Here is a 13,357-nt window from a genome sequence, read left to right on the forward strand (position 1 = left end):
CGGCGGCTGCCGCATGGATTCTGGACGCGGGCCAGTCTAGTGCGTGCGCGGCGATGCCAGCGCGTCGGTGCGGGAGGTTCGCGGCCCGGCATGTCGCAGATCACCCGTGATCCGTGTCGCTGCGAGTTTCCCGGACAGCAGCACGGTGGGGACGCCGACACCGGGCACGGTGCCCGAACCTGCGAGAACGACATTGTCGCGGCCCCGCACCAGGTTCCGGGGGCGGAATGGCCCGGTTTGCCGGAACAGGTGGGCGGCCGAGAACGGGGTGCCCGCCAGCATGCCCTGCCGCTGCCAGGTGCGCGGGGTGTCGAGGTGGTCGACCGTGAAGTGTTGCGAAATGCCTTGGTAGCCGCGGGATTCCAAGACGCCCAGCAGTTCGCGCAGGTAGGCGGGTCCGAGCCGATCCCAGTCCAGCGGAGCCGCATCGAGATTCGGGCAGGGCGCGAGCAGCGACAGCGGCTCGTGGCGGACGGTGTCCACGAGATGGCCGGTGGCGTCGATGTGCTGTCCGGCGCGATCGATGTAGAGCGTGGAATCGGTGAGCGCCGGGCGGGTGAGCAGCAGCGACGGATCGCTCATGAGGGCGCCCTGCCCGCGCCGCGCGGCGATCTCGGTGAACGTCCGGTCCCATTCACGCCCGAACTCGATGGTGTGATGCGCCTGCACCGGCCACCGCGCGGCCACCTCGGCGGGCGCCGTGCCGTGCGCGACCACCGCCGAAGGCGAGGCCCGCAACCCGAGCCGACGCCGCAGCCCGAACCGCTCGAACGACCCGAGGTCCGCGGTGACCACGACGGCATCGCACGGGATCGTGCGCCCGTCCGCGATCCGCACCCCTGTTGCCCGCCGACCGCGATAGTCGATCCCGCTGACCTCGGCGTTCAGCTCGAGTTTCCCGCCCGCCGCGAGCAGCGCCCGCGTCATGGCCTCGGCAATGGCCCGCATCCCGCCTTCGGGATAGGTGACGCCCAGGCAGGTATCCATATAGGGAATGGCCCCGTACACACCCAGCGCCTGATTCGGCGACATCCCGGCGAACAGGGCCTGGAAGCTGAACAGCCGAGCCAGCTCCTCATCCTCGACGATCCGCCGCACCTTCGGTCCGAGCCGCCCGAACGCCCCCAGTCGCACCAGCTTCAGCAGCGCCTTCCGCTTCTCCGGAATCCGCACCATATCCAGGGGCGACTCGAAGTTCGTATCCATGAACTGCCCGAACTCGGCCTCATAGACGCCCTGCAGCCACCCGCGCAGCCGCCGATACCGTTGCGCCGCAGCCCCATCCCGCACCCGCGCGACCTCGGCCGCCATTTCCTCGGTATCGGAGTAGACCCCGATGTCGGACCCGTCGGCGAACCGCGCCCGATAGGCGGGAGCCAACGGCAGAATCCGCAATCCCACCGAATCCCGCGTCTGCCCGACCGCCCCCAGTGCCTCGTCGATCAGCTCCGGCACAGTGAGAATCGTTGCCCCGGAATCGATCTCGTAATCTTCCCCGCGATACAACCCGACCCGCCCACCCGGATGATCATTGCGTTCCAGCACGGTCACCCGCCGCCCCGCCCCGGTCAGATGCAGCGCAGCGGCCAGCCCGGCCAGCCCCGCCCCCACCACCACGACCCGATCAGTCTGCCCCGCAACCGTTTTCATGCCACCCCACCAATCCTCGCCGATGCCGACCGCATCAACTCTGAAACACCAACCCGGGAAATCCCGGCCTTCATGATCAAGGAGCTCGGGTGGCGGTGATTCGGACGAATTCCCGCCACCAGAGCTCCCTCGGTCTAGTACGCCCGCGCGGTGGCGGCCAGGGCCATGGCGCGCAGTTGGCGTTTGGCTTCGGTGGTGGCGGTGCTGGCCTCCAACGCGGTCAGTGCGCGGTCGGTGAGGTCGGTGATGCGGGCCTCCACCGCGTCGACTGCGCCGAGATCGGTGATGACAGCGCGCAGTTCGGTGACCTGCTCGGGCGTCACATCCGTGCCCAGGCTGCGCCGGATGAGGGCCGCGGCCTCGGGGTTGGTTGCGTCGGCGCGCTGGAGGGCCTCGGCGATCAGTACCGTGCGCTTGCCTTCGCGCAGGTCGTCGCCGGAGGGTTTGCCGGTCACCGCGGGGTCGCCGAAGACGCCGAGGAGGTCGTCGCGGAGTTGGAAGGCGATGCCGATGTCGGTGCCGAATTCGCGGTAGGCGGCCACCAGGTCGGCGTCCGCGCCTGCCAGCGCCGCGCCCATGTGCAGCGGGCGTTCGATGGTGTAGGCGGCGGTTTTGTAGCGGTTGATGCGCAACGCCGCTTCGACGGTTTCGTCACCGGCGGATTCGCCGTGGATGTCGAGGAGCTGGCCGCCGAGGACCTCGGTGCGCATGGCCGCCCACACCGGGGCGAAGCGGGCGTGCGCTCCGGCTTCCAGCCCGGCTTCGCGGGTCATGTCGTCGGCCCAGGCCAGGGCGAGGTCGCCGATGAGGATGGCCACGCTGGTGCCGTAGTGGTCGGGGTCGCCCGCCCAGTGCTGATCCCGGTGCCGCTCTTCGTAATCCACGTGCACGGTGGGGAATCCGCGGCGGGTGCGGGAGGAATCGATGATGTCGTCGTGGATGAGCGCGCAGGCTTGCACGAGTTCCAGTGCGGCGCAGGCGGTGAGCACCGCGTCGGCTTCGGGATCCTCGGGGTGGCGTCCGGCGCCGAGCCAGCCGGTCCAGGCGAAGGCGGGGCGGGTGCGCTTGCCGCCGCGCAGCACGAAGTCCTGCAGTGCGCGGGCGGCGTCCACGAAGACCGGCCCGAGCGGTTCCACGATTTCCTTGCGGGTGGCGAAGAAACCGTGCAGCCGTGCTTCGACGGCGGTGACGAGCGATCCCGCGCCGACCGGATGGCGGGTCGGGGTACCGGGTCCGGCGGACAGGGCATCCTCCTGTGATGTGTGCGCGGAGACTTCGGCCGGTCGGGCCGAGCGCCGGCGAACCTCGAGGGGCCGCGGCGGGGGTTCAGGCACGACTGTACCGAGCGGGCGGTCCTGGCGTGGACGGGGTCGGTGTGCGAGATGGTGAAGGCTGCGAATTCCTCGCTAACTCGCGCCGCGAAGTGAAGCGCACTTGTCCCACACTGTGGGATCTGGTGGCCAAGGGCTGGGGTCCGGGCAGCGAAACCCGAGCGCCCTCTAAAATGTCCCGGTGAGTTTCGACAATGTTCGGGGATATTCGACCCCAGGCCGAGTTTCCCGGACCCCGCAAGTGTCCGGAACTCGCTCCATCGTGCAGCAGCTGGGCCCGCGCCCCGACGGGTCGGTCCCGTTCTCCATCGAATTCAACCCGCCGCGCGACGCGGCCGGTGAGGCGCGCCTGTGGCGGGCCGCCCGCGAGTTCGAGCGGCTGCACCCGGCCTTCGTGTCCATGACCTACGGCGCGGGCGGGTCCACCCGCGACCGCACCATCCGCGTCACCGGTCAGCTGGCCCGCGAAACCACCCTGCTCACGGTCGCGCACCTCACCGCCGTGGATCACAGTGTCGCCGAACTGCGTTCGATCGTCGGCGCCTACGCCGACTCCGGCATCCGCAATCTGCTGGTGCTGCGCGGCGACCCGCCGGGCGACCCGCTCGGCGACTGGGTCAAGCACCCCGAGGGCGTCGAATACGCCGAGGAGCTGGTCCGCATGGTCCGCGATCTCGGTGACTTCCACGTCGGCGTCGCCTCCTTCCCCCAGGGCCACCCGCGTTCGGCCGACCTCGACACCGACACCCGCCACCTGGTCGCGAAACTGCGTGCGGGCGCGGAGTATTCGATCACCCAGATGTTCTTCGACCCGGAGCACTACCTGCGCCTGCGTGACCGCGCCCTGGCCGCGGACCCGGTCGAGGGAGCCAAGCCGATCATCCCCGAGCTCATGCCGATCACCTCGCTGCGCACCGTGCAGCGCGCCGTCGAACTGTCCGGCCGCGAACTCCCCACCGCTCTGCTCGACCGCCTGCACAAGGCGGCCGGTGACGGTCCGGAGGAGAACCGCGCCGCGGTCCGCGCGGCGGGCATCGAGATCGCCACCGAGATCGCCCAGCGCCTCATCGACGAGGGCGCCCCCTGCCTGCACTTCATCACCCTGAATTTCGCCAAGGCCACCAGCGAAGTCCTGGCGAACCTCGGCTACACCATGTCCCCGGCTCCGGCCCACGCCTGATCGCGCCCGGCATGCCGGGCGAAATGTCGGGTTTTTCCTGGTCAGCGGAGTAGCGTCCCACCTCGACCGAGACGTTGAGGAGACACACCCATGCCCGTCTTGCACAACCTCGTCCGCGTCGCAGGCGTGCTGACCGCTTGCGCGCTGCTCACCGCCACGGGCCCGGCAGCCGCAGCCCCCGCCGACAGCGGCGTGCCCACCGAAGACGCCGCCGCCCTCCTCTCGGCGATCACCGCCGCCACCGAAACCGCCGCACCCTCGGACTGGTTCGCGGCCTACGGCGAAACCCTCAACGGCCTACAGGCTTTGGGCGTCGAGCCCTTCCTGTACCCGACCGCCGCCCCCTTCTGCCTGGGCGGCACCACCCTCGGCATGGCCCCCGCCGTCGCGGGCACCATCCCCGGCCCGTGGCCCCGCTACACCGTCTCCATCCCCGGCCTCGACCTGACCGCGGTGAAGGCCGGCCAGGCCATGTTCGCCTTCGTCCCGTACGGCCTCAGCCCTGATGGCGCCGAAACCGCTGGCATGCAGGTGGTTTGGCTCAACCTCAGTACCGGCCGCGGCGGCGCGACGCCCATGGGTCCGCTGTCCACGGTCCTCAACGGCATGATCCCCACCGCTGTCCCCGCCGAGCTCCGCCCGGTGGTCGAGCAGGCAGTCCAGGACTTCTTCGCCGGTGCTCTGCCTCGGGGTGGAGTCCGTGCGGTCCCCGTCGACACCGGCTCCGGCACCGTCCTGGCCGCCATCTTCGGCTATGTGAACAACGCTGGTCGTTCCTGCTTCTTCTTCCCCACCGTTGGCATCACTCCAGTGCCATAAGGGGGACAGCCACGGGACAAGCCCGATTGCTGTTGAGCCCCCGCCCCTTCCACGACAGCGCGCCGGCACGGTGTGCCCGGTGCGAGAGTGCCGAGAGCCGCAGATAGGCAGCGATCGACACCGGATGTGCCAGCGCGGCAGTGACTTCCGCGACTCCGGGCAGCTTCCCCGATTCAGTGGACCGGGCAAGTATTCGCGCGGAGACGGCCGCCGCATAGCCGATCAGGCCGATACGCCGGACTCGACCTCGGCCGAAGATGGCGGCCAGCGGGGGAACCCAATAGGCCAGCGCCGCGGTTGACGCGACGGCTGCGCTGCCTGCTGGACCGCCGTAGGCCGACCACAGCCAACGGGTGTAGCCGGCTTCGAGTTCGGTTGCGCCCCGGTACATCCGGGTTTCGGCGAGGCGGCCCGCACCGGCCAGCTCGGTGTGATGCCCGCTGCGGCGAAGTTCGCGAGCGATGGCCAGATCCTCGGTGACATGGTCCGCCACCGCCGCATGTCCGCCGACAGCGCTGTAGGTGGCGGCATCGAACACCAGGAATTGGCCGCACGCCACGGCGGTCGATGGGCGCAGGCTGCGATTGGCCAGGGGAATCGGCAAGGTGGACGCCCACGACCAGCAGAGGAGTGGCTGAACCAGGTATTCGCCGGCCGAGCCGGCGCGTTGCAGCGGCCACGGGCACAGCAAAGCTGCACGTGTTCGGCGCAATTCCTGAACCGCCGTCGCCAGCGCGTGCGGTGTGATTCGCACATCGGCGTCGAGGAATATCAGTGCACCGGTTCCTGGGGTGCCCGGCCGCGATGCGGCAGGCGTCGCTGGTGCGCCGGGGCACGCGGTCTCGGGGATGGCTGACGTCCTGATGCCGGCGAGCTCGGCCAAGCGCCAGCAGGCAGCCGTCTTGCCGTTCCAGCCCGGAGGTGGGTCGATGTCGTTGTGGGACAGGGTGAATCGCTTGTCGCCGGCGATTGCTTCGCGGGCCGCTGCGGAGGTTTCGTCGGTCGAGGCGTCGTCGAGGATGAGGACGCGCAGACGTGGAATGCCTTGCTGGGCGCGCAGATCGGCGATGAGGGCGGGGAGGCGGTCGGCTTCGTTGCGGGCCGGGATGCAGACCGTCACTGGTTCGGTCACGGTCTGGTCCGTGGGTTTCAGTTGGCGGAGGCTGAGTCGATTGGCCAGGGCGACAAGGGTTCCCAGGGTGGCGAGGCCGGTGCCGAGGTGGGTGAGGGTGGTCCCGGCCCGGGCTGCCGTGGCCCGGGCGCGGGATGGGGTCACGGACGCTGGTCGCGGTCGGGGCGGATCCAGCGGGCGGCGCGGACGTAGGCCGGCGGGTCGGGGTTGCGGGCCATGTAGGCGAGGACGGCGACCACGGCGGCGACGGCGAGGGTGATGCCGCCGACGATGCCGGCCCAGCCGGCGAAGGAGCGGGTATTGGGGTCGGAGTAGCCGACTTCGGCGCGCAGCTGGTTCACTTCGCCGGCGCTGAGTTTCCAGGTCACCACGGAGTCGCCTTCGCGGGTGCCGTTGGTGGTGGCGACGCGCGCGGGGAAGGCGACGGTGAACTGGACGTCGGAGCCGTGCGGCGGGAGGCTTTTCAGGTCGACGCGGCCGGTGAGGGTGACCAGGTCGCCGACGCGGTTGAACTGCAGGGTGAACATGCCCTGCGTCTGGTCGGACAGCGAGCCGAGCTGCTGCACTTCACCGAAGGTGAGGTCGTCGAAGTACACCTGGCTGCCGACGTACCCGTCCTGCGAGTAGGTGTCGACGCGCACCTTGGAGGACAGGCCGTCGGGGGCCTTCAGCTGCGGGCCCTTGTCCTGATCGTTCTGCGGCACCGCGGCCGCGACGATCCGCCCGGAGACCCGGTCGTTGGAGGACACACCCATGGATGCCTGCACTCGCAGGCATCCGGTCACCAGCGGCATTACCAACAGCGCCAATAAAACTCCGGCCCAGATCCGAACCCGGCGCGACCGCCGCCCCGGCACGGATTCGAGCTTTGCCTCTGCTGTGGAGATCATCGGACTCGGCTGCACGGCTCACATCGTGCCATGGCCCCGCCGCCCCAGCGTGATTCGACGGGCCAAAAGCCCCCGCACCAGCGGAATTCCCAGCACGCCGAGCCCGGCGAACCCATACGCGGCGGACACCGGCAACCCGAGGAACACCGCATGCGCCAGCGCCGACCCGAGCCACGTCCACCCGAACACGCCCACCGGAACGATCAACGCCTCCCGGCTGTCTCGCGCGGTCCGGTCCCACACCTCCAACAGCCCACCCATCACCAGCGCCACCCCGAACCACCCCAGATAGTTCGACACCGGAATCTCCCCGAGCCCCGGCAGTCCCGGAATCCCCGAACACCAGGTCCACTGCCCATCGGCCACCATCTGCGGATCCAGAAACAGATCCCACCCCACGGCCCCCACCGCGGTCAGCGAAACCCGCCCCACCGCACGAGAACTCAGCAACCCGGCCACCACCCACACCGGATACACCCCACCGGTCCACGCCAACGGCACCACCACCGGCACCCCCGCCACCTCCGGCCCGATCCGCCCACTCGCGTACTCGTAGCACCCGAACGGAATCCCGGTCGCGATCCCCGCCATCTCGGCCACCAACCCCACCCCGGAAACGATGACCAGAAGCCCGGCCGCCCACCGAATTCCTCGCGTGAGTGCCGCGTGCACCAGGGCCGTCCCCGCCGATAGCAACACCACCGCAACAGTCACCCGATCCCGAGCCGCGCCATGCGTGAGCGGGTACGAGATCTGCACGAGCACCAGCAGCACCGCTGGAAGCAACGCGATCCGAACCCGGGAAGACCTGAGCTCGGTGTGGATCAGGCTGTGATTCAACGGCGTAGCAGGGGAAGTCGGCGGCGCAGGTCGCGCTGGACCAGGTGGGCGGCGGTGCGGCCGCTGGCGCCGGAGACGCCGCCGCCGGGGTGGGTGGAGGCGCCGGTGAGGTAGAGGCCGGGGGCGCCGGGGACGCGCTGGCTGGAGAGTTCGGGCAGGGGACGCCACATGAACATCTGGTCCAGGGACATTTCGACGTGCATGACATTGCCGCCGAGCAGGCCCATCTCGCGTTCCAGGTCGGCGGGGGTCTGGATGTGCCGGTGGCGGATGGAGTCGGCGAATCCCGGTGCGTAGGAGTCGACTTCGGCGATGATGCGGTCGGCCTCGGGCAGGGCGTGGGACGACCAGTCGCTGCCGTCGGCGAGATCGTAGGGGTGCCACTGCGACCAGAGCGTGAGCTGATGTTCGCCCGGCGGGGCGATACTTGGGTCGAGGGCGGTGAAACTCATGGCCAGCACCACCGGCCGGGGCGGCAGGTCGCCCGCCAGCGCCGCGCCGTGCGCCCGCCGCAGTTCGCGGCGATCGGTGACGAGAAGCTGTAGACCGTGGGCGGATTCATGCGCTGCCGAACCCGGATAGCTCGGCAGAGCGCTGGTGGCGACCCGCACGACCATGCCGATACCCGGGCCGACCCGGATGCGGCGACGCCAGTCGGCGAGGGTGGCGGCGTCGAATCCGCCCTGCTCCAGCAGGTTCAGGGTGGTGAGGATGTGGCTGCCCGCGATCACGCTGTCCGCGTGCAGGTTTCGGCCGCCGGCGGTGCGCACCTGCCAGCCGGAACCGGTTCGGCCGAGAGAAGTCACCGCGTCGCCGGGCGTCACAGTGCCGCCATCGGAGCGCAATCGCGCCACCAGGGCCGCGGACAATGCTCCGCTACCGCCGACCGCCCGGCCTGGGGGCAGGGTGTGCATGAGGGCGGCGAAGCCGACCATGGGCGCGGAGCCGGGCTCGGACATGGGCGGACCGGATTGCGCGCCGAACCAGGCCAGGGCCGCTTTCAGGCGTTCGCTGTCGAAAAGGCTGTCCAGCAGGGCATCTCCGGTCTGCAGGAACTCGCGGGAGAGGGCGCTGCCGCCCTGTTTCGCGTCGAGCCCCCAGAACGACTTCAGGAGTTTGCCGGGGGTGGGCGGGCCGGAGAACGAGCGCATGACCCGCGCGGCGCGGGGACCCCATACCTCGACGAATCGCCGGTACGCCCGGGCATCTCGTGGGCCGCACGCGGCTTCGATGGACTTGCAGGTCAGGTCCACATCGCGATGGAAGACGAGCGGCGGCGCGTCCGATCCCGGCGGTGCGGGCGCGAAAGCCCATGGATCGCAATCGATGTAGCGCAGCCCGAAGCGCTCCAGCTCGAGCTCCTCGATGATGCCGGTGTGCCGGACCATGATGTGCGCCGACGATCCGCGATCCACCTGGTGGCCGGGGAATCGTTCGACCGTCGAGACGGCGCCGCCCAGCACCGTATCCCGTTCCAGCACTTCGACGTCGTGCCCGTCGCGGGCCAGGTAGCAGGCGGCGACCAGCGCATTGTGTCCCGAGCCGACGACGATGACGCGCTGGGACCGTACGTTCGGCTTGTTCACAGGGGCAGCCGCCGCCCGAGCACCGCGAAGCGGCGGGTGTCACCGGAGAAGATGAAATGCCGCACCACATCCCCGAACCCCATGCGCCGATACAGCTTCCAGGCGCGATTGGCCTCGAGGTCGACCTCGGGGGTGGACAGCAGCACGCTGCGTTCCGGCCGGTTCTGTAATAGGCGGGTGAGCAGGGTCTCCCCGATGCCGCGCCCCTGCGCGCTGGGATGCACGTGCAGCTCGGTGAGCTCGAAGTAGTCGGTGAGCAGGTCCCGCGCCGCGTGCTCGGGCCAGCCCGTGCGCCGCATACCGCTGTACACCTGCTGATGCCACCACTGGTGCGGCGCACCGTGATACCCGTAGGCGATCGCCACGATGGGTGCGGTGCGCAGGTCGAGCCGGCCGTCGTCGTCGGGCTGCAGTGCGGCCACCGCCTGCCAGCCGGGCCGGGTGGTGTGTTCGGTCCACATGGGCGCCCGCTGGTGTTCGGTGCCGCGGGGGTAGTCCATGGCCGCGACGTATACCGCGAGGGCGTCGGCCAGCCGGGCGCGCATGGTCGCGGCCGAGAGGTCGACGACGACCGGTGCGGGCGTGGTGTTGGGGGTGACGGCGGTCATCGGCTAGGCGCAGCTCTCGTTGGCGCGGACGGGACGGATGGGTTCGACGGTAGTCCCAGCGCGGGCGCCGGAACTTGTCGGTGGGTCTCTCTATATTCAAACCCACGTGAATCCTTCGAATACCTGTTCGATCTTCATCGCTGTTGCTTCACCGCTCGAAAGAGTCGAAGTGCCTGGTGAATCGGGGGTATGCGAGTGGGGAGGTACCCGATGACCGGTAAAACTGAACGTCCGGGCCATCCCGGACGGGCCGGTGAACTACTACGGCGCGCCGATGGTCTGCTCATGCAGGCGGCAGGGGAGAAGGACCCGGCCGAGCGTTTCCGCACGGCCTACCTGGCGGCCCTGCGCGGCGCGGGCGCGGTGCTGGCCCTGACCGGACTGGATCGCGCACCCCGGGCGCGGTCCCGCAATGCCTGGGTGCTGATGCAGCGCGCCGCACCGGAATTCGTGATGTGGGCCGACTACTTCAGCGCGCAGTCCGAGACGCGCGCGGCGCTGGAGGCCGGATTGCCCCGTCCGGTCGATGATCAACGCGCCGACGAGTTCGCTTCGCGGGTAGGAGCATTCCTGCATGACGTGGAGGATCTGCTGGCCGCGACGGTCCGGCAACGTCCCAGCACAGGGTGGGTTGCTGGAATGCTGGCCTGAGTATCGGCGAGTAGGTGGTCGCGCACAGATCGAACTCGTATTATTGGTGGCAGACAGCCGCCAAGGTCGGCTATCTGTCGCCTACCCGGAGGCGACTGCCACTTACCTAGTGCCGGGGGAGGTACCGTGCCACTCTCCGAGCACGAGCAGCGCATGCTCGAACAGATCGAGAGCGCGCTCTATGCTGAGGATCCGAAGTTCGCCTCGACTGTCCGGGGTGGACGGTTACGTTCTGCCACTGGCCGACGCAGACTTCAATCGGCCGCTCTGTTCGTCCTCGGCCTGTTCCTATTGGTGGCAGGCATTGCCGCTCCGGTGAAGCCGGGCGGGTTCCCGATCATCAGTCTGATCGGATTCATCGTCATGTTCGGCGCTGGTGTGCTGTTGCTGATGGGTGGCCCCAAGATGGGCGCCCAGGGTGCTCGCGGTAACGAGGGGCATCCGTCGCAGGGCGGCGGTCCCGGTGCGAGCCGGGGCAAGCAGCGCAAGCCCGGTGGTTTCTCCTCCCGCATGGAGGACCGATTCCGCCGACGGTTCGAACAGGACGGCTAGTCCGTTCCGCCGTGCGGCCGGCTTGCGGTGCGGCACGGTGACCGATCATGGTCGGCTAACTCGATACAGCGCGACACGCCGTGACGCCACACCGATTTGAGGTGTGGCGTCACGGCGTTTCTCGTAGGTCTTCGTACGGCGTGTCGCGGTTTTCCGGACCTCCCCACCTTCCCCCACGAGGGTTCCCCACCATCCCCCACGCGCGCCGGAAATGGGTGCTATCTGCGGGTTTGCTGATTGTTTCCGGATCCCCGGCGTCGCGCGTCGCGCGTGTCGGCCATCTGCGGCGAAAGTTCCCCACCGTCGTGATAGCTGGTGTGACCTGCGAAGTTCGCCAAGCGGGGACCGAGATCACCGCCGCTTTCGATTGAAAGTGGGGGAAAGTGGGGTAATGTGGAGCGCGCACTACAGGAGGCCGACAGTCGAGAGGGTGATCCAGTAGGAGGTGTCGGGAGCGTTGTTCCTCGGTACCTATACCCCTCGGCTGGACGACAAAGGGCGACTCACGTTGCCTGCGAAGTTCCGGGACGAGCTGGCGGGAGGGTTGATGGTCACGAAGGGACAGGACCACAGCCTTGCCGTGTACCCCAAGGACGAGTTCACCGCGCTCGCGCGGCGAGCTGCGGCCGCGTCACGGAGCAACCCGCAGGCCCGCGCATTCGTCCGGGCCCTCGCGGCTTCCAGCGATGAACAACGTCCGGACGCACAGGGCCGGATCATGTTGTCGGCCGAACACCGCCGCTACGCCAACCTCTCCAAGGATTGCGTAGTGATCGGCTCGGTCGACTTTCTCGAAATTTGGGACAAGACGGCGTGGGATACCTACCTCGCCGAGCACGAGGAGGATTACTCGCAGGCCAGAGACGAGTCGCTGGGCGGAATCTTCTAGCCCTGAGCGAGGCGAGTGCCCTGCGGCCTCTGCCCGACGCGGACCCTGACGTACTTCCCCAACGCCAGGTGCCGTGCTTCGGTCAGAGACCCTGGGGCATTGGCCCACCGACACTGAGGCACTCACGTACCGCGCTCAGTGAAAGTCCGAATCGCAAGCGACCCATCTGAGGCCGTGCGAACGAATGTGAGGCAAGTTCCGGGAGGTCGAGGTGCACCAGAGCAGTGACGGCCCCCGCCATGTTCCGGTTCTCCTCCATCGTGCAGACGAAATCCTCGGTCCCGCATTGCATTCCGATGGCGCGGTCTATCTGGACTGCACACTCGGGCTCGGTGGCCATGCCGAGTACTTCCTGCAGACCTATCCCAACATTCGGCTCGTCGGGCTCGATCGCGACACCAATGCGCTGAAGCTGGCGGGTGAGCGACTAGCGCCGTTCGAGGATCGAATCACGCTGGTGCACACCAGGTATGACGGGATTCCGGCGGCGCTCGAAGAGGCCGGGCTGTCGTCCACCGGTTCCGTGCACGCCATTCTCATGGATCTCGGCGTGTCCTCCATGCAGTTGGACGAGGCCGACCGCGGGTTCGCCTACTCTGTCGACGCGCCGCTCGATATGCGGATGGACTCCAGCACCGGGCCGACCGCGGCCGATGTGCTCAATACCTATGCCCACGGTGATCTGGCCCGGGTGCTGAAAACCTATGGGGAGGAACGCTTCGCGGGCAAGATCGCCTCCGAGGTGATCCGCCGGCGGGCGAAGACGCCGTTCACGACGAGCGCGCAGCTGGTGGAGCTGCTGTACGACACCATTCCGGCGGCGGCGCGGCGCACCGGCGGACATCCGGCCAAGCGGACTTTCCAAGCGCTGCGGGTCGAGGTGAACCGGGAGCTGGAATCGCTCGAAGCGGCCCTGCCGGCGGCGCTGGACGCGCTCGCGGTGGGTGGCCGGATCGTGGTCATGAGCTACCAGTCGCTGGAGGACCGGGTGGTGAAGGCGGAGTTCGCGCAGCGTTCGGCGTCGCGCACCCCGTTGGACCTGCCGGTCGAATTGCCTGGGATGGGGCCGGAATTCAAGATTCTGACCCGCGGCGCGGAGAAGGCCACGGAGCAGGAGATCGAGGACAATCCGCGGGCCGCCCCCGTGCGGATGCGGGCGGCGGAACGGATCGCAGGGGAGGTCACGTAATGGGCGGTCGAATCCGGAGTCACGGTGCGGGGAGGCGCGA

Annotated in this window: 13 protein-coding genes; 6 read left to right on the forward strand and 7 right to left on the reverse strand. The window is 68.9% G+C overall.

Annotated elements, in window-relative coordinates:
- Window positions 1-36 precede the first annotated feature (36 nt).
- Both crtI and H0264_RS16440 read right to left on the reverse strand, forming a co-directional pair.
- Window positions 37-1,650, reverse strand: coding sequence for a phytoene desaturase family protein (gene crtI / locus H0264_RS16435; RefSeq protein WP_181584772.1), 1,614 nt, complete (start codon window positions 1,648-1,650; stop codon window positions 37-39).
- 134 nt (window positions 1,651-1,784) lie between these two features.
- Window positions 1,785-2,984, reverse strand: coding sequence for a polyprenyl synthetase family protein (locus H0264_RS16440; RefSeq protein ID WP_476703694.1), 1,200 nt, complete (start codon window positions 2,982-2,984; stop codon window positions 1,785-1,787).
- A gap of 178 nt (window positions 2,985-3,162) precedes the next feature.
- Between H0264_RS16440 and H0264_RS16445 the strand changes: the two genes are divergently transcribed.
- Both H0264_RS16445 and H0264_RS16450 read left to right on the forward strand, forming a co-directional pair.
- Window positions 3,163-4,161, forward strand: coding sequence for a methylenetetrahydrofolate reductase (locus H0264_RS16445; protein ID WP_181584773.1), 999 nt, complete (start codon window positions 3,163-3,165; stop codon window positions 4,159-4,161).
- A 90-nt stretch (window positions 4,162-4,251) separates the two neighbouring features.
- The gene (locus tag H0264_RS16450; RefSeq protein ID WP_181584774.1) at window positions 4,252-4,980 is read left to right on the forward strand and encodes a hypothetical protein; all 729 of its coding nucleotides are present in this window, start codon (window positions 4,252-4,254) and stop codon (window positions 4,978-4,980) included.
- Here the strand turns inward: H0264_RS16450 and H0264_RS16455 are convergent.
- The 5 genes from H0264_RS16455 to H0264_RS16475 are packed head-to-tail and all read right to left on the reverse strand — an operon-like array spanning window position 4,964 to window position 10,036.
- Complete coding sequence (locus H0264_RS16455) at window positions 4,964-6,256, reverse strand: glycosyltransferase family 2 protein (RefSeq protein WP_181584775.1); 1,293 nt, start codon at window positions 6,254-6,256, stop codon at window positions 4,964-4,966. The genes H0264_RS16450 and H0264_RS16455 overlap by 17 nt on opposite strands.
- Window positions 6,253-7,002 carry a DUF3153 domain-containing protein gene (locus H0264_RS16460; RefSeq protein WP_181584776.1) on the reverse strand — a complete coding sequence of 250 codons (750 nt, stop codon included), beginning with the start codon at window positions 7,000-7,002 and terminating at the stop codon, window positions 6,253-6,255. Before H0264_RS16460 ends, H0264_RS16455 begins: the two co-directional genes overlap by 4 nt.
- A gap of 18 nt (window positions 7,003-7,020) precedes the next feature.
- Window positions 7,021-7,842, reverse strand: coding sequence for a carotenoid biosynthesis protein (locus H0264_RS16465; protein ID WP_420832067.1), 822 nt, complete (start codon window positions 7,840-7,842; stop codon window positions 7,021-7,023).
- Window positions 7,839-9,428, reverse strand: a complete 1,590-nt coding sequence (locus tag H0264_RS16470) for a phytoene desaturase family protein (RefSeq protein ID WP_181584777.1) — start codon at window positions 9,426-9,428, stop codon at window positions 7,839-7,841. The genes H0264_RS16465 and H0264_RS16470 overlap by 4 nt, the downstream gene beginning before the upstream one ends.
- Window positions 9,425-10,036, reverse strand: a complete 612-nt coding sequence (locus tag H0264_RS16475) for a GNAT family N-acetyltransferase (RefSeq protein ID WP_181584778.1) — start codon at window positions 10,034-10,036, stop codon at window positions 9,425-9,427. Before H0264_RS16475 ends, H0264_RS16470 begins: the two co-directional genes overlap by 4 nt.
- 210 nt (window positions 10,037-10,246) lie before the next feature.
- Between H0264_RS16475 and H0264_RS16480 the strand changes: the two genes are divergently transcribed.
- From H0264_RS16480 to rsmH, 4 genes are all read left to right on the forward strand, one after another.
- Entirely contained in the window at window positions 10,247-10,687 is a 441-nt protein-coding gene (locus tag H0264_RS16480; RefSeq protein WP_231086583.1) for an SAV_6107 family HEPN domain-containing protein, read from the forward strand.
- 126 nt (window positions 10,688-10,813) lie between these two features.
- Window positions 10,814-11,239, forward strand: coding sequence for a DUF3040 domain-containing protein (locus H0264_RS16485; RefSeq protein WP_181584779.1), 426 nt, complete (start codon window positions 10,814-10,816; stop codon window positions 11,237-11,239).
- A 457-nt stretch (window positions 11,240-11,696) separates the two neighbouring features.
- Window positions 11,697-12,128 (forward strand): division/cell wall cluster transcriptional repressor MraZ, encoded by a 432-nt coding sequence (mraZ, locus tag H0264_RS16490; RefSeq protein WP_181585600.1) that lies wholly within the window; start codon window positions 11,697-11,699, stop codon window positions 12,126-12,128.
- A 211-nt stretch (window positions 12,129-12,339) separates the two neighbouring features.
- Entirely contained in the window at window positions 12,340-13,317 is a 978-nt protein-coding gene (rsmH, locus tag H0264_RS16495) for a 16S rRNA (cytosine(1402)-N(4))-methyltransferase RsmH (protein ID WP_181584780.1), read from the forward strand.
- The last annotated feature ends 40 nt before the right edge of the window (window positions 13,318-13,357 follow it).

Origin of the sequence: Nocardia huaxiensis (genome assembly GCF_013744875.1) — a bacterium.
Classification (GTDB): domain Bacteria; phylum Actinomycetota; class Actinomycetes; order Mycobacteriales; family Mycobacteriaceae; genus Nocardia; species Nocardia huaxiensis.